General features: G+C 72.8%; 19 protein-coding genes and 1 tRNA gene. 10 read left to right on the top strand and 10 right to left on the bottom strand.

The window, feature by feature from the left end; genetic code table 11:
* Nucleotides 1–648 (bottom strand): TetR/AcrR family transcriptional regulator, encoded by a 648-nt coding sequence (locus JT721_RS10495; RefSeq protein ID WP_205473050.1) that lies wholly within the window; start codon nucleotides 646–648, stop codon nucleotides 1–3.
* A gap of 133 nt (nucleotides 649–781) precedes the next feature.
* On the opposite strand from JT721_RS10495, the gene JT721_RS10490 reads away from it, so the two are divergent.
* Nucleotides 782–2092 carry a DUF418 domain-containing protein gene (locus JT721_RS10490; RefSeq protein WP_205473049.1) on the top strand — a complete coding sequence of 437 codons (1311 nt, stop codon included), beginning with the start codon at nucleotides 782–784 and terminating at the stop codon, nucleotides 2090–2092.
* A 418-nt stretch (nucleotides 2093–2510) separates the two neighbouring features.
* Here the strand turns inward: JT721_RS10490 and JT721_RS10485 are convergent.
* Nucleotides 2511–2593 (bottom strand) — tRNA-Leu (locus tag JT721_RS10485).
* Nucleotides 2594–2803: 210 nt separating this feature from the next.
* On the opposite strand from JT721_RS10485, the gene JT721_RS10480 reads away from it, so the two are divergent.
* The 7 genes from JT721_RS10480 to pknB are packed head-to-tail and all read left to right on the top strand — an operon-like array spanning nucleotide 2804 to nucleotide 11587.
* Complete coding sequence (locus tag JT721_RS10480; protein WP_205473048.1) at nucleotides 2804–3529, top strand: DUF3662 and FHA domain-containing protein; 726 nt, start codon at nucleotides 2804–2806, stop codon at nucleotides 3527–3529.
* The gene (locus JT721_RS10475) at nucleotides 3522–3995 is read left to right on the top strand and encodes an FHA domain-containing protein (protein ID WP_205473047.1); all 474 of its coding nucleotides are present in this window, start codon (nucleotides 3522–3524) and stop codon (nucleotides 3993–3995) included. Before JT721_RS10480 ends, JT721_RS10475 begins: the two co-directional genes overlap by 8 nt.
* A gap of 1 nt (nucleotide 3996) precedes the next feature.
* Nucleotides 3997–5301, top strand: a complete 1305-nt coding sequence (locus JT721_RS10470) for a PP2C family serine/threonine-protein phosphatase (RefSeq protein ID WP_205473046.1) — start codon at nucleotides 3997–3999, stop codon at nucleotides 5299–5301.
* Nucleotides 5302–5314: 13 nt separating this feature from the next.
* Entirely contained in the window at nucleotides 5315–6718 is a 1404-nt protein-coding gene (locus tag JT721_RS10465; protein WP_205473045.1) for an FtsW/RodA/SpoVE family cell cycle protein, read from the top strand.
* A complete protein-coding gene (locus tag JT721_RS10460) occupies nucleotides 6715–8181 on the top strand; it encodes a penicillin-binding protein 2 (protein WP_205473044.1) in 1467 nt (488 codons plus the stop codon). The genes JT721_RS10465 and JT721_RS10460 overlap by 4 nt, the downstream gene beginning before the upstream one ends.
* On the top strand, nucleotides 8178–9761 hold the full coding sequence (locus tag JT721_RS10455; protein WP_307827990.1) for a protein kinase: 1584 nt from the start codon (nucleotides 8178–8180) through the stop codon (nucleotides 9759–9761). Before JT721_RS10460 ends, JT721_RS10455 begins: the two co-directional genes overlap by 4 nt.
* Entirely contained in the window at nucleotides 9758–11587 is a 1830-nt protein-coding gene (pknB, locus tag JT721_RS10450) for a Stk1 family PASTA domain-containing Ser/Thr kinase (protein ID WP_205473043.1), read from the top strand. The genes JT721_RS10455 and pknB overlap by 4 nt, the downstream gene beginning before the upstream one ends.
* On the opposite strand, the gene JT721_RS10445 is transcribed toward pknB, so the two are convergent.
* Entirely contained in the window at nucleotides 11517–12215 is a 699-nt protein-coding gene (locus JT721_RS10445) for a DUF881 domain-containing protein (RefSeq protein ID WP_307827989.1), read from the bottom strand. The genes pknB and JT721_RS10445 overlap by 71 nt on opposite strands.
* A gap of 196 nt (nucleotides 12216–12411) precedes the next feature.
* Here JT721_RS10445 and JT721_RS10440 point away from each other — a divergent pair, with 196 nt between their 5' ends.
* Nucleotides 12412–12876, top strand: coding sequence for a cell division protein CrgA (locus JT721_RS10440; protein ID WP_307827988.1), 465 nt, complete (start codon nucleotides 12412–12414; stop codon nucleotides 12874–12876).
* A gap of 859 nt (nucleotides 12877–13735) precedes the next feature.
* Here JT721_RS10440 and JT721_RS10435 read toward each other — a convergent pair.
* Together JT721_RS10435 and JT721_RS10430 are read right to left on the bottom strand one after the other, a co-directional pair.
* Nucleotides 13736–14641: a rhomboid family intramembrane serine protease gene (locus tag JT721_RS10435; protein WP_307827987.1), complete on the bottom strand. Its 906-nt coding sequence runs from the start codon at nucleotides 14639–14641 to the stop codon at nucleotides 13736–13738.
* A 10-nt stretch (nucleotides 14642–14651) separates the two neighbouring features.
* Nucleotides 14652–15161, bottom strand: coding sequence for a peptidylprolyl isomerase (locus JT721_RS10430; RefSeq protein ID WP_205473041.1), 510 nt, complete (start codon nucleotides 15159–15161; stop codon nucleotides 14652–14654).
* 169 nt (nucleotides 15162–15330) lie between these two features.
* Here JT721_RS10430 and JT721_RS10425 point away from each other — a divergent pair, with 169 nt between their 5' ends.
* Nucleotides 15331–15975, top strand: a complete 645-nt coding sequence (locus JT721_RS10425; protein ID WP_205473040.1) for a hypothetical protein — start codon at nucleotides 15331–15333, stop codon at nucleotides 15973–15975.
* 82 nt (nucleotides 15976–16057) lie between these two features.
* Here the strand turns inward: JT721_RS10425 and JT721_RS10420 are convergent, their stop codons facing one another.
* Genes JT721_RS10420 through JT721_RS10400 form a run of 5 tightly spaced genes read right to left on the bottom strand, consistent with a single transcriptional unit; the run spans nucleotide 16058 to nucleotide 19870 of the window.
* Nucleotides 16058–17080 (bottom strand): 1-acyl-sn-glycerol-3-phosphate acyltransferase, encoded by a 1023-nt coding sequence (locus JT721_RS10420; protein ID WP_205473039.1) that lies wholly within the window; start codon nucleotides 17078–17080, stop codon nucleotides 16058–16060.
* Nucleotides 17077–17901: a patatin-like phospholipase family protein gene (locus JT721_RS21735; RefSeq protein WP_205473038.1), complete on the bottom strand. Its 825-nt coding sequence runs from the start codon at nucleotides 17899–17901 to the stop codon at nucleotides 17077–17079. The genes JT721_RS10420 and JT721_RS21735 overlap by 4 nt, the downstream gene beginning before the upstream one ends.
* Nucleotides 17902–17959: 58 nt before the next feature.
* Complete coding sequence (locus JT721_RS21730) at nucleotides 17960–18706, bottom strand: hypothetical protein (RefSeq protein WP_205473037.1); 747 nt, start codon at nucleotides 18704–18706, stop codon at nucleotides 17960–17962.
* A gap of 16 nt (nucleotides 18707–18722) precedes the next feature.
* Entirely contained in the window at nucleotides 18723–19103 is a 381-nt protein-coding gene (locus tag JT721_RS10405) for a DUF3817 domain-containing protein (protein WP_307827986.1), read from the bottom strand.
* Complete coding sequence (locus tag JT721_RS10400) at nucleotides 19100–19870, bottom strand: SURF1 family protein (RefSeq protein WP_205473036.1); 771 nt, start codon at nucleotides 19868–19870, stop codon at nucleotides 19100–19102. Before JT721_RS10400 ends, JT721_RS10405 begins: the two co-directional genes overlap by 4 nt.
* Nucleotides 19871–19990: the final 120 nt, after the last annotated feature.

Raw genomic sequence — 19990 nt, 5'->3', positions numbered from 1 at the left:
TCAGCCCTTCTTCCGCGCCGTCCGGGACGTCTCGGGTCGGCACACCGAGCGTTCCGCCATCGTCACCAGCGTGTCGATCGCCCGGTCGAGGGACATCCGGCGCCCGGTGACCAACAGGTCCAGGGCCTCGAAGCTGGTCAGCACCCACAGGGCGTCGAAGGCCTGCTCCTTGCTGACGTCCTCGCGCAGGACTCCTTCCTCGGCCAGGTGCTCGGCGAGCTGCTTCATCCCGGCCTTGCGATCCTCCTCCATGTGCCGCACCGCCCGGCCGGCCGACTCCGGATCGAGCCGGTCCATGGCGTGCAGCACCCGGTAGATGGTGATCTCCCGGCCCTTCATCCTGCTCGCGGCCGCTATCCCCCGGTGCAGGTGCTCCCGGGCGTCGTCGCTCTTGACGGCCTCGCCCAGCTCCTTCAGACCGGTGCGGTCCCACAGGTCGGCGACGAACGCGTCGAAGAGCCCCGCCCGCGAGCCGAAGTCGGCGTAGATCGTCGACCTGGAGACCCCTGCCAGCGAGGCGACCTTCTCGAGGCTCGGCTGTTCCGTCGGCGCCTCTCGCAGCCGCTGGCCCACCGCCTCGAGGATCCGCCGCCGGGTCTCCGCAGCCGCCTCCGCTCGGCGCACCTGCTCGTACTTCCTCGTCGCCATACGCCCAGCATGTCACATTCCGCCTGACAGCCAGTGCAACCAATAGGCCTCATTGACTTGACACTGCGTACTCCCAAATGTCACCGTCAACATATTCAGCAGACGCTTTGTATGCTCAACTGGAAGGATTCCCATGCCCCACGCCATCACCACATCACCGCCCGACCAGGTCTCCGGGTCCGTTCCGTTGGGTCGGGGTGGCCGGCTGCCCGCGGTCGATGCGCTGCGGGGACTCGCGCTCGGCGGCATCGTCGTGGTCAACGTCCTGCTCTTCAAGGCCTCGCCGTCCTTCGAACACCTGGCGGCGACCACGATCGACGGCACCGTCGACCGCGGCGCCGCGGTCGCGGTGAAGGTTCTCGCCGAGGGCAAGTTCATCGGTCTGTTCTCATTGCTCTTCGGCTTCGGCGTGGCCACCCAGGTCGCCCGCTGGCAGGCTCGGGGGCTCCCTTGGCGTCGCCTGTACGCGCGCAGGATGGCCGCGCTCGGCGCTATCGGCGCGACGCATCTCTTCCTGGTCTGGTACGGCGACATCCTCACGACGTACGCGGTCGTCGGCGTGGTGCTCGCGCTGTTCGTCAACCGGACCGCCCGCACCCAGCTGCGCTGGGCGATCGGCATCCTCGGCACGCTCTCGGCCATCGGCGTCGGTGGACTGGCTCTGCTCGCGGTCCGCGGGCTGACCGGTTCCTCGGCACTCGCCGGCAGTGAGCGCTCCGCAGCGGACGCCGACGCGATCGAGGTGGCCCGGCTCAACGAGATCTACCGCAATGGTGACTACCTCGACCTGGTCCAGGAGCGGCTCACCAAGCCGGGCGGCCTGATCTTCGGGCTCACCTTCTCGCTCGTCGTGCTCGCGCTGATGCTGGTCGGCATGTACATCGCCCGCACGGGTCTCCTCGCCGATGTCGGGGCCCACCGGGCCACGTTCGTCGCCACCGCGCGCATCGGAATAGGCGTCGGCCTGCCGCTCAACGTCCTGGTCGTGGTCGTCCAGAGCACAGGTGGGCTGTTCACCGTGCTGGCAGCCCAGGTCCTCCTGATAGCCCTGGCCGCACCCGTGCTCACGTTGGGCCTCGGCGCCGCCGTCGTGCTCCTGCGGGAGCGCTGGACGCTCCGCGCACTCTCCGCTGCCGGCCGGTTGGCGCTGACCAACTACCTGCTGCAGTCGGTCGTGCTGACCTCCGTCATGTACTCCTACGGCCTCGGCCTCTACGGCGAGGTCGGTGTCGCCGAGGGCGCCGCCATCGCCCTGGCGCTCTACCTCGCACAGCTCCTCCTCAGCGTGTGGTGGGACGGTCGCGCAGGGTCGGGTCCGGTCGAGCGGGTGTGGCGACGAGCCACCTACGGACGGCACAGCTCCACCGCCGACGGGACCGTGGGCGAAGCCGACCGCGGTCGAGCTGTCGGCTCCGGGGCGGCCGCTGAGGCGCCGCCGGCCTGAGCGCGTCGACCTGCCGTGTCGCCGGCCGAGGTCCGAGGTGGAGGCCGTCACCCAGGAGGCGGCGGCGGCACGACGGGCGGCGCCGGGGCCAACGCTGTCGAGTTGCGGACGCGCTCACCGCCGGGCCGGTTCCGACGGCAGCCGAGGTCGGCGAGGCTCCTGCGTGCGGGTCCACGGTCGGCGGCCGGTCGCGACGAGGTCCTCCGCGCATCCCTGATGAGCTCCCCGATGACGTCGAGGCCGCCTGCTCGCGAGCCTCGTCCGCGACCCGGTCGCCGTCCGCGTCCAGCCGGGCCGTCAGCCGGGAGAGAGCTCGACCGGTCCTCGGCGACCGGTCCTCGGGGACCGGTCCCGGACCCAGCTGGACGTCCCGTCCAGAAATGAGTAGAGCCCCAGGTCGTCCCCGGGGCTACTCACGTGCGCGAGGGGGGATTTGAACCCCCACGCCCTTTCGGACACTGGCACCTGAAGCCAGCGCGTCTGCCGTTCCGCCACTCGCGCGTGAAGCGCCCAAAGGTTAGCCCAGCGGCTCGGACATTCCCAAACCGGTAGCGCGGGTACCGGAGCCCCGAGCACGGCCCCGATACGATCGTCGCGATCCGGCGCGGACGTCGGGTGCGTCGGCCTGCCCCCCGCGGGGAGGCGGGTGCTGGACATGGTGACGGCGAGAGTTCCGGCAAGGGTTCCGACAAGACACGGACAGGAGGCGACGTGGGCGGGCTGCAGCGGTTCGAGCAGCGGCTGGAGAACCTCATCTCCGGCGCCTTCGCGCGCGCCTTCCGCTCCGCGGTCCAGCCGGTCGAGATCGCGGCGGCGCTGCAGCGCGAGTGCGACAACAACGCCCAGATCCTCTCCCGCGACCGGCGGATGGTGCCCAACGCCTTCCACGTCGAGCTCTCCCCCGGCGACCTGGAGCGGCTGGCGCCGTTCGACACCGCGCTGGCCGACGAGATGCTCCACCAGGTGCAGGACCACGCCGACTCGCAGAGCTACGTCTTCCCGGGGCCGGTCAGCATCGACTTCGAGGCCGCCGAGGACCTCACCACCGGCCGGTTCCGCATCCGCAGCGCCGCCCAGGCCCGGGTGAGCAGCAACGCCACCCACACCCAGGTACGCCGCGCGCGGGCCGTCCTCGAGGTCAACGGCACCGAGCACCCCCTGGCCCCGCCCGGCCTGGTGATCGGGCGCGGCACCGACGCCGACGTGCGGATCAACGACCCCGGGGTGAGCCGGCGCCACGTGGAGATCGACGTGTCGACCTCGGTGCGCGGCAGCCGTGAGGACCTTGCGATCGAGGTCCGCGACCTCGGCTCGACCAACGGCATGCTGGTCGACGGCCACAAGGTCACCCGGGCCCCGCTGCGCGACGGCAGCCAGCTGCGGGTCGGCAACACCACCATGACCATCCGGGTCGTCGAGGAGGACAGCGGTGTCTGAGCTCACCCTGTTCCTGATCCGCATCGCCTACCTGGCGATCCTGTGGATCTTCGTGCTGTCGGCCATCTCGGTCATCCGCTCCGACATGTTCGGGGCCCGGGTGCCCGAGACCGCCCGCGGCCGGGGCCGCGAGCGCGGGCAGCGCCAGCCCAAGGCGCCCGCCAAGCGGCGCGGCTCGCCCACCCACGTGCTCGTGGTCGAGGGCGGCAACGCCGGCCAGCGCGCCGACCTCTCCGGCGCGCCGATCCTGATCGGCCGTGGCCCCGACGCCGCCATCCGCCTCGACGACGACTACGTCTCCACGCGTCATGCCCGGATCGCCGCCTCCGGCGACCAGTGGTTCGTCGAGGACCTCGGCTCCACCAACGGCACCTACATCGGCAGCGTCCGGATCACCCAGCCCACCACCCTCACGCTCGGCACCCAGGTCCGCATCGGCAAGACCATCCTCGAGCTGAGGAAGTAGCGTGCTGAGGCTCGACTACGCCGCCATCTCCGACGTCGGTCGGGTGCGCAAGGACAACCAGGACTCGGCGTACGCCGGGCCGTGGCTGCTCGCGGTCTGCGACGGCGTGGGCGGCGCGGCCCGCGGCGACATCGCCTCGGCCACCGTCGTCTCCGAGCTCCGCGACCTCGACACCCAGCCCGACCGCGACACCTCGCCCCAGGCGCTGCTGCGCCTGGTCAACGACGGCCTGGCCCGCGCCCACCAACGGATCGCCGACCTCGTCGACGACGACCCCGCGCTCAACGGCACCTCGACCACCGCCAGCCTCGGCCTCTTCGACGGGGCCCGGATGGGGATCGGCCACGTCGGCGACAGCCGCGCCTACCTGTTCCGCGACGGCGAGATCAGCCAGCTCACCCGTGACCACACCTTCGTGCAGAGCCTCATCGACGAGGGTCGGATCACCGAGGACGAGGCGCGGGTCCACCCCCACCGCAACCTGATCCTGCGCGCGATCGACGGCATCCAGGACCTCGAGCCCGACCTGTTCCTGCTCGAGCTCACCCCCGGCGACCGGCTGCTCTTCTGCAGCGACGGCATCACCGCGGTGCTCGACGCCGGCCGGCTGGCCGACGTGCTCTCGACCGGCACCCCCGACTACGCCGCCGTCGAGCTGGTGCGCGCCAGCCTCGAGGCCGGCACCACCGACAACGTCACCTGCGTGGTCGCCGACGCGGTCGACGCCGACGCCGCCGCACCGGACGCCGAGCGGTCGGCCGCCGCCGACCTGCAGCCGATGATGGTGGGCGCCGCCGCCGAGCTGCGCCGCCGGTCGCGGCCGGCCGCCGGCAAGAGCCTGTTCCGCGGCCATCGCTCCGGTGACACCGGCGAGCTCGAGCCGATCTCGGCCGAGGTGCTCGACGAGGCACCGCAGGCGACCCCCACCGACGCGATCGTCGACCCCGAGTCGGCGCGCTACGCCCCGCGCCCGCCCCGGCGGTTCACCTGGCTGAGCCGCCTGCTGGTGCTCGCCGCGGTCGTCGGCGTGGTCTGGGTCGCGGCGGCCGGTGCGTGGACCTGGAGCCAGCAGCAGTACTTCGTGGGCGTCGACGGCGACCGGGTCGCGATCTTCCGCGGCCTCAACGCCTCGCTGCCCGGGGTCGACCTCCACTCCGAGTGGGCGACCACCAACGTCGAGCTCGGCCGGCTCTCGGAGTTCGAGGCCGACCGGGTGCGCGAGGGCATCGACGCCTCCAGCCGCGACGACGCCGAGCGGATCGTCGAGGACCTCGCCGCGAAGATGTCGGTCGAGGAGCCCGCGTGAGGGGCCGGGTCTGATGGCGCAGCAGGGAGCGCTGATGGAGTTCGTGCACCGACGCCGTCGGGGCGCGGAGCTCTTCCTGCTCGTGCTCGCGCTCGCCGTCGGGGTGGGCGCGTACGCCGCCGTCGGGCTCGGCGTCGACGGGCAGGTGCCGGTCAACCTGGTCGGCTACGGCTCCTGGCTGGCCGCGCTGACCGTGGCCGCCCACGTCGTGGTGCGGTTCGTGGCGCCGTACGCCGATCCCGTGCTGCTGCCGGTGATCGCGGCGCTCAACGGCCTGGGCCTGGCCGTGATCTACCGGCTCGACCTCGCCTACGAGGCCGCCGGCCGCAGCAACCACGACTTCGCGCCCAAGCAGATGACCTGGATGACCGTGGGCGTGGTGCTGTTCGTGGTCACGCTGCTGGTGCTGCGCGACCACCGGGTGCTGACCCGGTTCACCTACACCTGCGGGCTGGCCGCGATCGCCCTGCTGCTGCTCCCGCTCGTGCCGGGCGTCGGCAAGACCATCAACGGCGCCCGGATCTGGATCGGCGTCGGCCCGTTCAGCTTCCAGCCCGGCGAGGTCGCCAAGGTGCTGCTCGTCATCGCCTTCGCCGGCTACCTGGTGCTCCACCGCGACGCGCTCGCGCTCGCCGGCCGCCGGGTGCTGTTCATCGACCTGCCGCGCGGCCGCGACCTCGGCCCGATCCTGGCGATGTGGGCGATCAGCCTCGGCATCCTGGTCTTCCAGCGCGACCTCGGCTCGAGCCTGCTGTTCTTCGGGCTGTTCCTGGTGATGCTCTACGTCGCCACCGAGCGTCCGGGCTGGCTGGTGGTCGGCACGCTGATGTTCTTCGGCGGCGCGGCCGTGGCCTACACGATCTTCGGCCACGTGCAGAACCGCGTGAACATCTGGCTCGACCCGATGGACTACTACGACCAGACCCCGGGCAGCGGCCAGATCGTCGAGTCGCTGTTCGGCATGGCCTGGGGCGGGCTGATCGGCCGCGGCTTCGGGGAGGGCGACCCCTCGCGGGTGCCGTTCGCCGAGAGCGACTTCATCATCGGCGCCATCGGCGAGGAGCTCGGCCTGACCGCGGTGATCGCGGTGATCCTGCTCTACGGCCTGATCGTCGAGCGGGCGCTGCGCGCGGCGCTGATCTCCCGCGACGGCTTCGGCAAGCTGCTGGCCACCGGACTCGCCGCGACGTTCGCGCTCCAGGTCTTCGTCGTCATCGGCGGTGTCACCAAGCTGATCCCGCTCACCGGCCTCACGACGCCGTTCCTGTCGGCCGGCGGCTCCTCGCTGGTCGCGAACTGGGTCATCGTCGCGCTGCTGCTGCGGATCTCCGACCAGGCCCGCCGCCCGGTGCCCGACCTCTCCGCACCCGAGGACGACGTCGACGAGCAGGCCACCCAGGTGGTGAGGATCGGATGAACAAGCCCATCCGCACCATCTCGATCTTCTGCCTGTTCCTCTTCCTGGCGCTGATGGTCAACGCGACCTACCTGCAGTACTGGAAGGCCGAGGATTACAACGACAACGCGCTCAACCGTCGGGTGATCGAGGCGGCGTACTCCCGCGAGCGCGGCGCGATCCTGGTCGGCCGCGAGCCGATCGCGGAGAGCCTGCCGGTCAAGGACAAGTACAAGTTCCAGCGCACCTACCCCACGCCGTTCCTCTACGCCCCGGTCACCGGCTACTTCTCCTTCTTCGACCAGACCGGCATCGAGCGCAGCCAGAACGGCATCCTCTCCGGCGAGGACTCCAAGCTGTTCGTGACCAACCTCGTCGACCTGCTCAGCAACGAGGAGGGCAAGGGCGGCAACGTGCAGCTCACCCTCGACCCGGACGCCCAGCGGGCGGCGTACGACGGCCTCGACGCGCTGAACGGCGACGTCGAGGGCGCGGTCGTGGCGCTGGAGCCGCGCACCGGCAAGATCCTGGCGATGGCCTCGCTGCCCACCTTCGACCCCAACAAGCTGGCCGCCCACGACCTCGGCGCGGTGGGCGACGCCTACGACCGGCTCAACGACGCCGAGTCGGAGCCGTTGGTCAACCGCGGCATCCAGAAGACGCTGCCGCCCGGCTCGACGTTCAAGCTGGTGACGGCCGCGGCGGCGATGACCTACGCCGACTACTCCGCCGACGACGACGTGCCGGGCGGACCGACGTTCCAGCTGCCCGAGACCAGCGGCGAGAGCGGCGTCATCGACAACGAGGGCCGCAGCTGCGGCAGCGGCAAGATCCCGTTCGGGCAGGCGATGGCCCAGTCGTGCAACACCACCTTCGCCCAGCTGGCGCTGGAGGTCGGGGCCGACAGGATGCGCGACCAGGCCGAGGCGTTCGGCTTCAACAGCCGCTACCTCGAGGACCTGGGCCCGCAGGCGGTCTCGCAGTTCCCCGACGAGATGGGCCGGGCCCAGACCGGGCAGACCGGCATCGGGCAGTTCGACGTGCGCGCGACCCCGCTGCAGATGGCGATGGTCGCGGCGGCGATCGGCAACCAGGGCACGGTGATGCAGCCCTACATCGTCGACGAGGTGCAGACGCCCGACCTGCGCACGCTCGACAAGACCGAGCCGCGCGAGCTCTCCCAGGCGGTCTCGTCGTCGGTGGCCGACGGGCTCACCCAGCTGCTGGTCGAGACCGTCCGCGAGGGCACGGCCGGTCCCGCCGCGATCCCCGGCGTCGAGGTGGCCGGCAAGACCGGCACGGCGCAGAGCGGGATCGACGACGTGCCGCCGTACGCCTGGTTCGTGTCGTTCGCGCCGGCCCAGGACCCCGAGGTCGCGGTCGCGGTGATGATCGAGTCGGCCGACTACGAGCGCGGCGAGATCGCCGGCGGCCTGCTGGGCGGCCCGATCGCGCGCGCGGTGATGGAAGCGGTGCTCCAGTGACCCAGACCCCACCCCCGCCCGGCGGGGAGACCTACGTCGACGCCGGCCGGCGCTACCGGCTCGAGTCGCGGATCGCCACCGGCGGCATGGGCGAGGTGTGGCGCGGCACCGACACCGCGCTCGAGCGCCCGGTGGCGGTCAAGCTGCTCAAGTCGGAGTACGCCGACGACCCGACGTTCCGCCACCGGTTCGAGACCGAGGCCCAGCACGCCGCGGCGCTCCACCACCCCGGCGTCGCGTCGGTCTACGACGTGGGCGAGTCGCCCGCCACCGACGGCTCCGGCATCCCGCGGCCGTTCCTCGTGATGGAGCTGGTCGACGGCCAGCCGCTCAGCGCGCTGCTGCGCGGCGGCCGCCCGCTCGACCCGGTCGTCGTCCGCGACCTGATGGCGCAGGCGGCGGACGCGATCGGCGCGGCCCACCGCGCCGGCATCGTGCACCGCGACGTCAAGCCGGCCAACCTGCTGGTCACCCCCGACCGGCAGATCAAGATCACCGACTTCGGCATCGCCCGCGCCAGCGACGGGCTGGGCCTCACCGGCACCGGTCAGGTGATGGGCACGCCGCAGTACCTCTCGCCGGAGCAGGCCCGCGGCAATCCCGCCACCGCCGCCTCCGACGTCTACAGCCTCGGCGTGGTCGCCTGGGAGTGCCTGGTCGGGCACCGGCCCTTCGACGCCGAGTCGGCGGTCGCCACCGCGCTGGCCCACCTCAACGACCCGGTGCCGCCGCTGCCCGACACGGTGCCGCCCGACCTGGCCGCGGTGGTGCTGCAGGCGCTGTCGAAGGATCCCGCCCGCCGGTTCGCCGACGGCGCGGCGTTCGCCACCGCCCTGCGCTCCGGCGCGGCCGCCGTTCCCCCGGCCGACGACGAGGAGACCCGGCTGCTCGGCGCCGCCGCGGCTCCGGCCGGGTTCGCCGCGACCGCCGCCACCGGCAGCACCCCCCACGTCGACCCCACGCCCACGCCGGTCGCCATGCCCCGCGCCGACGACGAGGACGACGGCGCCAGCCGCGGCATGGTGTGGGGGGCCGTGGCCCTGGTCGCGCTGCTCGGCGCGGCGGCGGTCGTGATCGCGCTGCTGCTCACCGGCGACGGCAAGGACCAGCCCGACGACAGCCCGAGCACCACCCCGAGCTCGCGGCCCTCGACGCCCAGCTCGGCGCCCACCTCGGAGGAGCCGGAGGAGATCACGCTCGACCCCTCGGCGTACGTCGGCCGCGACGTCGACGAGGTGCTGGCCGAGCTCCGCCAGCTCGGGCTCGAGCCCGAGGCCCAGCCGCAGGCCAACGACGGCAGCCAGCCCGAGGACGTCGTCACCGGGGTCTCCCCGACCAGCGGGCTCACCGAGGGCGACGTCGTCGTCGTCAGCCACTGGGGCCCGCCGCCCGAGACCGAGGCGCCGCCGGACCCGGAGCCCTCCGACACCCCGGAGCCCAGCGAGACGACCGAGCCGTCCGACCCGGAGACGTCGGAGGCGAGCCAGCCGAGCACGCCCGCGACGCCGACCACCCCGGCCGCCACCGGGACCACGACGCCGAGCACGCAGGCGACGACGGGACGGGAGGGCACCCGATGAACGACGCAGCACCGTCACTGGTGGGCGGCCGCTACGAGCTCGGCGAGCTGCTGGGCCGGGGCGGGATGGCCGAGGTACGCAAGGGCATCGACACCCGGCTCGGCCGCGTGGTCGCGATCAAGCGGCTGCGCACCGACCTCGCCAGCGACGCGACGTTCCAGGCCCGGTTCCGGCGCGAGGCGCAGTCGTCGGCCTCGCTCAACCACCCCTCGATCGTCGCGGTCTACGACACCGGCGAGGAGATCACCGACGACGGCGTCGCCCAGCCCTACATCGTGATGGAGTACGTCGCCGGCCGGACCCTGCGCGACATCCTGCGCGAGGGCCGCAAGATCCTGCCCGAGCGGGCGCTGGAGATCACCAGCGGCGTGCTGTCGGCGCTCGACTACAGCCACCGGGCCGGCATCATCCACCGCGACATCAAGCCCGGCAACGTGATGCTCACCCCCAGCGGCGACGTGAAGGTGATGGACTTCGGCATCGCCCGCGCGATCAGCGACGCCGCCAGCACCATGACCCAGACGGCCGCGGTGGTGGGCACCGCGCAGTACCTCTCCCCCGAGCAGGCGCGCGGCGAGACCGTCGACTCCCGCTCCGACGTCTACTCCGCCGGCTGCCTGCTCTACGAGCTGCTGACCGGCCGGCCGCCGTTCATCGGCGACAGCCCGGTCGCGGTGGCCTACCAGCACGTGCGCGAGCCGGCCTCGCCCCCGTCGGACCACGACACCGACCTGCCCGAGGACGTCGACGCGATCGTGCTCAAGTCGCTGGCCAAGCGGGTCGAGGACCGCTACCAGTCGGCGGCCGCGATGCGCAGCGACGTCGAGCGCTACCTCGCCGGCCGGCCGGTGCAGGCCCCGCCGGTGCCGGTGCCCGACCCCACCCCCACGCCGCCGCCCACCGACGCCACGATGGTGCGCCAGCCGCTGCCGCCGCCGGAGGACGACGGTCGCCGCGGTCCGCGCACCGGCCTCCTGCTGCTGCTCGGCCTGCTCGTGGTCGCCCTCGTGGTCGGCGGGGCGTTCGTGCTGCCGCAGCTCTTCGAGAGCGCGCCGGAGCAGGAGCAGGTGCCGAACCTGATCGGCCTCACCGAGGAGCAGGCCCGCCAGGCGATCGCCGAGGCCGGCCTGACCGTCGGCGACGTCGACTACGAGCCGAGCGAGGACGTCGGCAAGGACGAGGTCATCGAGCAGGACCCCGACCGCGACCTCTACGTCGACCCCGGCGAGCCGGTCGACCTCACCGTCTCCAGCGGCCTGCCGATGACCAGCGTGCCGTTCGTGGTGGGCGGCTCGCGGGTCGACGCCCGCAACCAGATCCGCAACGAGCGGCTGCGGGTCAAGGCGGTCGAGGAGGAGTCGGACAAGCCGAAGGACGAGGTGCTGCGCGTCGAGCCCGAGGAGGGGACGGCGGTGCCGCAGAACAGCGTGGTCACCATCTACTACTCCGACGGCCCGGAGGAGGTGCCGGACGTCGTGGGCCTCAAGCAGGGCGAGGCCAAGCAGCGGCTGCGCGACGCCAACTTCGTGCCCGAGGTGGTGCAGGACCCGACCTCCACCGAGCCGAAGGGCACCGTGGTGCGCCAGGAGCCCCGCGGCACCACCGCGCCGGAGAACTCCACGGTGATCATCTACGTCTCGGTCTACGAGCCGCCGCCCCCGCCGCCCACCGACACCCCGCCGCCGCCGACCGACACCCCGCCGCTGCCCACCGACGGCGTGCCGGGGCTGCGGCACGGCGACGGCGTCGCGGACGCTACGACCGGGCCGAGGGGATCGGCGTCGCGTACGCCAGGTCGAGCAGGCCGGCGTACGCCGGCGCGGTGACGGAGTCCTCGAGCTCGAGGTCCCAGCCGACCGACACGTCGGGTCGCTCCGCGTCGTCGCGGTAGCCCTCGACGTAGGCGTCGTCGAACAGGCTGGTGGTCAGCTCGGCGACGTCGCCGACCGCGGAGATGACGTAGGGCTCCGGGTAGGGCACGCCCTGCAGGAGCACGGAGTTGCCCTCGCAGCGGATGCCGGTGGTGCTGACGACGCGCTGCCCCTGCACGGTGACCGCGGTGGCGCCGCCGCGCCACAGCGCGTTGACCACGGCCTGGATGTCCTGCTGGTGCACGATCAGCGGGCGGATGTCGCCCTCGGCGGCCTCGAGCACCTCGTCGGGCGCGTCGGAGAGCGTCACCGTCACCCCGGGGCCGCGGCGCGGCCGGAGCCCGGCGGGGTCGCGCAGCCGGGTGACCTCGCGCTCCCAGCGACGCACGTCGTCGTCGTCGACCGAGGAGGCCAGGTCGGCGACCTCCTCGTCGAGCTCGCGGAGGTCCTCCTCGAGGTCGGCGTAGCGCTCGGCCTCGCTGCGCACCAGGCTGGCCAGGTCGGTGTAGCGGCCCGGGCGCAGGTCGGTGCCGTCGCTGTTGGCGGCGCTGACCACGAACAGGGAGCCGGAGAGCAGCACCACCAGCGGGGTCCCGACCCGCCACCGGCTGTGCTCGCGACGCGACCCGTGCCACCACGCCCGACGGCGTCCCCGACCGGGCCCTTCGGGCCGGTGACCGGGGCGCGCGTGGGAACCTGGTGTCACGACCACTAAGGTAGCCCGGGACCCGGCCCCAGGGTCCGCGCAGGTCGTCGCCACAGCACGAGGAGAAGCAGTCGTGTCCAAGTTGAAGCCCAAGCTGGACTTCTCCGACCCCACCCGCGGCCCGGTCCTCTCGGTCCGCTTCCTTCTCGCCCTCGTGCTGATGGTCGTGGGCATCGCGTGGCTCGTCTACTACTACGTCGGCGTCCGCCCCGACCCCGAGGCGTTCCCCGTGCCCGAGCCCGGCGGCCCGGCGTTCATGGGCGACCTGAAGCGCTGGAACTACGTCATCGGCTTCGGCCTGTTCTTCCTCGGCCTGGTGCTCGCCGCCCACCCCAAGACCCCCCTCGGCCGCGGCCGCGGCGTCGTGGTCGGGATGCTCGGCTGCTTCCTGATCGGCCTCGCCTGGATCTGCACCTACTACGTCTTCAGCGACGACATCAGCCGGGTGCCGTTCCTCGACGACCTCGGCCAGTGGAACCTCGTGGTCGGCATCGCCTTCATGGCAGTCGGGTTCAGCTACGCCACCCGCTGGGAGTGACCCGGCCCCCGGTGGTTGAGGAAGTCGCGCTAGCAACTGTCTCGAAACCCCCGCACCCAAGCGCCCACCGTCCCCACCGGAGGCGGCCCGCGTCTCGCCGACCCGGCGTTGACTAACGACGGCTCGGCGAACCCTCGAGCCGCTCGCGGTGCTCGACCAGCGGCATGCGCTGGTTGAGGTGCGAGCGAAGCGAGCCTCGAAATTCCCGGCGGCCGAACGCCCTCCGGTGGGAACGGGAGGGCTGTCATCTCACCGGGTTTCGAGACAGGACTTCGTCCTTCCTCAACCAGCGGTGCCACCGCTGGTTGAGGAAGTCGCGCTAGCGACTGTCTCGAAACCCCCGCCGGCCGAACGCCCTCCGGTGGGAACGGGAGGGCTTTCGTCTCACCGGGTCTCGAGGCTCAGGCCTGGCGGCCTTCGCACCTCGACCACCGCACGCCGGCATGCCGCGCCGCACGGCACGGAGGCGGCGGAGCGACGGGCGGCGTTCGGCACGTAGACGGCGGCGTGGCGCCGACACGAACGCCGGGAACAGCAGGGCAGCGTCCGGCGACACGGCAACGAGTGCCGAACGACGTCCGGCGCGCAGCAGCCGCAGTGCCCCACCAAGCGCGGCACCCCGCACCCACCCCCACCCACAGTCAGCACCCGCCCGGATCACACAGGCCCGCAGTCAGCACCCACCCGAGCCCCGTCCCCGGAGTCACCACGCACGGGAAGGCTTCTCTCTCACCGGGTTTCGAGACAGGACTTCGTCCTTCCTCAACCAGCGGGGACTCCTCCACAGCTGGGGACGAACCGGTGGAGAACTACACGCGTGTCATTCTCCACAGCCGAGTGCACAGCTGTGGAGGGGCGGTCAGGCGAGCGCCAGCGCCCGGGCCGCCGCAGCGGCGACCAGGACGACCGCCACCAGACCCAGCGTCGCCGCCTGGAACGGCGTACGGCGCGGGCCGCGGGGGGCGTGGACGAGGAGCGCGGCGACCGCGGCGCCGACGGCGAAGCCGCCGAGGTGGCCCTGCCAGGAGATGTTGGGGATGGCGAAGGTGAGCGCGACGTTGATTGCGATCACCACCATCAGGCCGCTGCTGTCGGCACCCACCTTGCGGGCGATCAGCAGCAGGCCGGCGAACAGGCCGTAGATGGCGCCGGACGCGCCGAGCGCCGACTGGTACTCGCCGCCCGCCCAGAGCACGGCGACCGAGCCGCCGAGCAGCGAGAGCAGGTAGAGCGCCAGGAACCGCACCCGGCCCAGCGACGCCTCGAGCTGCGGACCGAGGATCCACAGCGCGTACATGTTGAACAGGATGTGCAGCACCGAGATGTGGGCGAACCCTGCGGTCAGCACCTGCCACACCGCGCCGTCGGCGACGCCCGGCAGCCAGGTGCCACCCTGGGCGGTGCAGGCGGAGCGGTCGAGGTCCATGAAGACGCCACTGAGACCGCACAGGCCGTTGGGCCGCAGGGCCAGCCAGTCGACCAGCCGGCTTGAATCCCCGCCGGTGGCCGTGATCGCCACCCACACCGCGAGGTTGATCGCGATCAGCACCACCGAGGTGCGGCTGGCGTCGGCGGGGATCGCACCGCCGTACGCGGTCCGCCCGCTGCGGGTGGTGCGCGCGCCCTCGGCCACGCACTCGGGGCACTGGAAGCCCACCGCCGCGGGGCGCATGCAGTCGGGGCAGATCACCCGTTCGCAGCGCTGGCAGCGGATGTGCGCCTCGCGGTCGGGGTGCCGGTAGCAGACCGGCGGGGAGTCGGACACGCGCGGTGGGTCAGCCGACGATCTCGACGCGCTCGAAGACGACGGGCTCGACCGGGCGGTCGCCGGGGCCGGTGGGCGTCGTGGCGATCGCGTCGACGACGTCGCGGCTGGCCTGGTCGGCGACCTCACCGAAGATGGTGTGCTTGAAGTTCAGCCAGGTGGTGGCGCCGACGGTGATGAAGAACTGCGAGCCGTTGGTGCCCGGGCCGGCGTTGGCCATCGCGAGCAGGTAGGGCTTGTCGAAGGTCAGCTCGGGGTGGGGCTCGTCCTTGAAGGTGTAGCCCGGCCCGCCGGTGCCGGTGCCGAGCGGGCAGCCGCCCTGGATCATGAAGCCGTCGATGACGCGGTGGAAGCCCAGGCCGTCGTAGAAGGGACCGCTGCGACCGTTGCCGGCGTCGTAGGACTTCTCGCCCGTGGCGAGGCCCACGAAGTTCTGGACGGTTTCCGGAGCGTGGTTGGGGAACAGGTTGAGGGTGATGTCCCCGCGGTTGGTGTGGAGGATGGCCTGCTGGTCCGCCATGACTGCCTTTCACGTGTGGGTGCGCAACGGTGCGCGTGCGGTTCGATCCTCCCACGCGACGCCAATCGCGGGCCCGCCAACCCCCGCTGGGGTGGCCGCGGTTTGAGGCACGTGGTCTGATGAACAGGTCCCCGACGAGGGGGCCCCCGCCGTCCAGGAGAGGAACACCATGAGTGGCTTCCGCAAGAAGAAGTCCCTGCTCGACCAGGCAGGGGAGTACGTCGAGACCGTGCGACCGCAGGTCGAGTCGGCCGTCACGACCGCGATCGACGCGCTCGAGGACTTCGTCGAGAACACCGCCCGGCCGCTGATCGCCGACGCCCGCGAGAAGGCCGGCCCGGCGCTGGCCGACGCCCGGGACAAGGCGGGCCCGGCGCTGGCCGACGCCCGCGACAAGGCCGCCCCGGTGATCGCGGGCGGTGCCGCGATCGCCGCCGAGCGCGCGGCCGCCGCCAAGAAGCTCGCCGACGCCCAGGTCAGCCGGCTCAAGGGCGAGCCCGAGCCGAAGAAGAAGGGCAAGCTGCGCAAGATCGCCCTGTTCGGCGCAGTCGCCGCCGTGGCCGGCGTGGTCGCCAAGCAGCTGCAGTCGGGCAAGAGCGGCAGCGACAACTGGCAGTCCTCCTACGTGCCCACGCCGCCGCCCTCCTCGCCGGCCAGCTCGGCCACCCCTGCTGCCCCCGGTGCCACCGCGGACGACGTCGGCGGCTCGGCCCCCGACGAGGCGATCTCCGACGCCGCCGACGAGGCGACCGTCGCCACCACGCCGGACGCCCCGGCCGAGGTCGTGGACCTGCCGGTCGACGACTCCAAGTAGGTCCGGGCAGTCCGGGCAGTCCGGGCAGCTCGACCGCAGCGCCCTCCCGCCGCCACCTCGGGTGGCCGCGGGAGGGCGTTCGTCACTCCGGGCGGCCCGCGGGCAGCTCCTCGGGCCGGTGCTCCTCGATCCAGGCGTCGATCCGCTCCCACCAGCCGAACAGCCAGTCGATCTGGGCCTCCCGCCCGGCGGGGATCTCACTGCGCGGCACCTGCCACCACCGCATCACGATCCGCTTGTCCATCGGCAGCTCGCGCCACACGTCGGCGACGGTGAGCACGTGGTCGAGCCCGGTGTGGGCGACCAGCACGACGTCGGCGTCGGGGGCGGCCTCGAGCGCGGCGAGCAGCCCGCCCGGCCTCGGGGCGAGCACGTTGGTCATCGCCTCGGCCCGCTCGGCCATCCGGTCCATGCCGAGCCGGCGGAGCCGGGCGATCGCGCGCTCGCGGCGGGCCGGGGTGAAGTTGCCGCCCTCGGGGAAGATCACGAAGGCGTCGTTGTGGTCGAGGCCGGTGGCCAGCGCGGCGATCTGGCTCTCGATGTCCTCGCCGGCCGCCGGGTTGGGCGAGATGAACCGGGCCGGCAGCCGGTTGAGCAGCACGTCGACGGCGGGGTCCCAGGCCAGGGTGTTCTTGAGCACGACGCGGGGCTCGCGGGCGTACCAGTGCATCAGCGCGTGCACCAGCGTGAACGAGTCGCCGGGGCCGGCGTGGCGGCAGGCCACCAGCAGCGGGACGCCGGGGTGGGCGTCGGGAGCGGGCCCGTCGGTGGTGATCTCGAGGTGCAGCACCCGGCGGGCCTCGCGGAAGAACACCCACATCACGCCCTGCACGAGGTCGTAGTGGAGGCCCTCCCAGTACGGCCGCCGCAGCCGGCGACCGAGCCCCGCGGCGAGCCAGAATCCGCCCAGCACCACCAGCAGCAGCGCCTCGATCGTGAGGTAGAGGACGAACAGCCAGGCCAGCCGCGGCAGCCGCCACCGACCGGGGAGCAGCGGCGAGAAGCAGGCCGCGCCGAGCAGCCACAGCGGCAGGGTCACCCAGACGAGCACCGCTAGCCCCACCACCGCGGGGGCGACGACCAGCCGGCGCAGCCAGCGGGTCACAGGTGCTCCGCGAGGTAGGCCACGCAGGCGTCGTAGGTGTCGTCGATGCGGCGCTGCACCCCGGAGAAGTCGCGGGTGCCGAGCAGGCTGTCGTCGCGGCCGGAGGTGCCGCGGGCCGGCAGCACGTGGCACTCGACGTCGTCGGGGAGCTCCTCGAGCTCGCGCACGAAGCGGTGCCGGCGGGCGATCTCGAACGACACCCGGGCCACCTCCCACGGGCGGCGCGGCGGCGTGAGCGGCCGGTCGATCCGCCCGACCTGGAGCACGAAGACCCGGGTGGCGCCGAGCCGGACCGCCCGGCCGAGCGGGATCGAGTTGACGATGCCGCCGTCGAGGAAGTGCTCGTCGCCGACCTTGGCCGGCGGCAGCAACCCCGGCACCGCGGCGCTGGCCACCACCGCGTCGACGAGGGGACCGCTGTCGAACCAGTGCTCCGCGGCCCGCTCGATGCTGGCGGCGCAGACCTGCAGCCGCACCGGGAGCTCCTCGATGGTCGTCTCGCCGAACTCCTCGCGGAGCCGCCGCACCAGTGGGCGCGCGGACCACACGTGGGTGCCGGTGGCGACCGCGCGGCGCACGGTGCGCAGCGGGCGGTCGCCGTAGACCTCGCGGCCCTGCGACCCGGCGTCGCGCCACAGCTCGGTGAGCCGGTCGACGACCGAGGGCTCGGGCTCGCGGGCCACCATCGCGCCGTTGAGGGCGCCGATGCTGGTGCCGAGCACCAGGTCGGGGCGCACGCCGCGCTCGAGCAGGGCCCGGAGCATGCCGACCTCGACGGCGCCGAGCACGCCGCCGCCGCCGAGCACGAACGCCGTGGTCACCGCGGGGTCCGGGTGCGGCGGGGGCAGCGGGTGCGGCGGGTGCGGCGGGTGCGGCGGGTCATGAGATGAGGGTGGTCTGCTCCACGTCGAGCATGCGTGCGTAGAGCACCTGCTCGTTGACCTCGAGGTTGTTGACCAGCACCAGCGCGGTGACGATGCCGGTGCCGACGAGCTCCTCGCCGACCTCGCCGAACTGCACCTCGAGCACGACGTTGTCGGCGCGCTCGTCGTTCGAGACGCTCGTGGGGTCCTGCCAGGTGCCGGCGGCGGAGAGCTCGGTGGCCGCCCGCATGAAGTCCAGCGCCCCGGCCTTGTGCCGCGGCAGCGCGAAGGTGAGCAGCTCCTGCTGGGTGCGCTCCAGCGAGGTGGCCGTCGACTCGTCACCGAACAGCAGGGCGAAGAGGACGTCCTTGGCGTGCTCGAGCAGCTCCTCGCCTGCCGGGGAACGGTGCTCGGGCCCGATCGCGTCGGTGCCCTTGGCCGGCGCGGTCGCCGCGAGGTGGCCGGTGAGCTGGAGGGTCTCGCGGGTGGTCTCGCGGTGCTCGGCGACGAAGCGCTCGACGCCGGCCCGGTCGAGGCGGAGCGCGGTGACCCGCTCGACCCGGGCGGCGCGGGCCGCCGCCTTGGCCTCGCGCTCGACCTGGCGGTCGATCTCCTGCAGGGCATGGGCGTCGAGCGTCAGCCGGACGATCTGGTCGACGAGCCACTCGCGGTCGCGGTCGGCCAGGGCCGCGCGCAGCCGCTCCTCGAAGACCGGCGTGAGCTCGCGGTGGATGCCCGCGACGAGCGTGTGGATGGTCGTCACGTCGCGAGTATGACCCTCAGGTGGCGCGCGGGGCGACCAGCTCGTCGGCGTGCTCCTCGCGCACCCGGCGGGTCGCGCGCCGTTCGGCCCAGAACGACAGCAGCGGCACGGTGCCGCACAGCAGCGTCACCAGCGAGAACGACAGCTCCCACCCGGCCCGGCGGGCCAGCACGAACGCGGTGATCAGGAAGATCATGTAGAGCCAGCCGTGGGCCACGCCGAGGTACTCGGAGATGTCGGTGCCGAGCTCCCAGCCGCTGCCGGTGCCCTTGGCGAGGAAGTCGGCGTCGCTCACGAGGTAGCCGTAGTGGAGCGGCAGCCCGACCAGGCACAGGACGACCAGGAGGACGCCGACGATCGTGGCCATCACGCGGTAGCGGGTCAGGGCGCCGTTCACGCCTGTGACGCTACCGGGTGGTCCTCGTCGTCCTCGGCGGCCTCCTCATCGAGCGGGGCCGGGCGCGTGACGTCGCGCACGTAGCGCCACCAGATGAAGCCGGCGAACGCCGCGAAGACCCACCACTCCAGCGCGTAGAGCAGGTTCCGCAGCGCGGTGAAGGTGCCGACCTCGGGGAGCTGGTCGGGGGTGACCGCGGCGAGCCCGCCGAGCGGCTGTCGGGCGACGGCGTAGGCGCCGTAGAGGTCCTGGTCGACGTGCTGGATGACGTCGGCGGTGCGCAGCTGGGGCACCACGTCGTCGGTGGGGTCGGGGTCGACCTCGCCGGTGCCCTCGGTGGGCTGGAGCCACGCCGTGATCGTCGTGGCGCCGGTGGGCGGCGGGGGCGTGGGGCTCTCGACGACGGGGAACCACCCCGTGACCACGGGCACGGCCGGCCCGTCGGGGGTGCCGACCGCGAGCGGCGTGACCTGCCAGAACCCGTCGAGGCCCTCGCGCTCCCGGTTGGCGACGTGGACGGTGCCGTCGGGCACCCAGGTGCCGACGATCTCGACGGGCTGCCCGACCTGGTCGGCCGGGAACGGGTCGTCGGGCCCCATCACGTCCTCGAGCAGCACCGCCGGCTGCTCGGTGAGGTCGCGGGCCTCGGCCTCGCGGCGCTCGTGCCACGACTCCAGCTGCCACCACCCCAGCAGCCCGGCCAGCCCGACCGCCGCGATCGCGACGACGTGCGCTCCCCACAACCGTGGGTGGAGCGCGCCGGACACCCTCCCAGCGTAGGCGGGCCGCGATAGTCCCTGACGTTCCGGCCCCCTCCGGGGCCCGATACCCGGCCAGATCGTCAGGGACTATCGCGCCACTGGTCTGACCACTTGACCTCCGACCAC

Source organism: Nocardioides sp. SYSU D00038 (assembly GCF_016924665.1).
GTDB lineage: Bacteria > Actinomycetota > Actinomycetes > Propionibacteriales > Nocardioidaceae > Nocardioides.
This window is presented reverse-complemented; position numbering and strand designations above follow the sequence as displayed.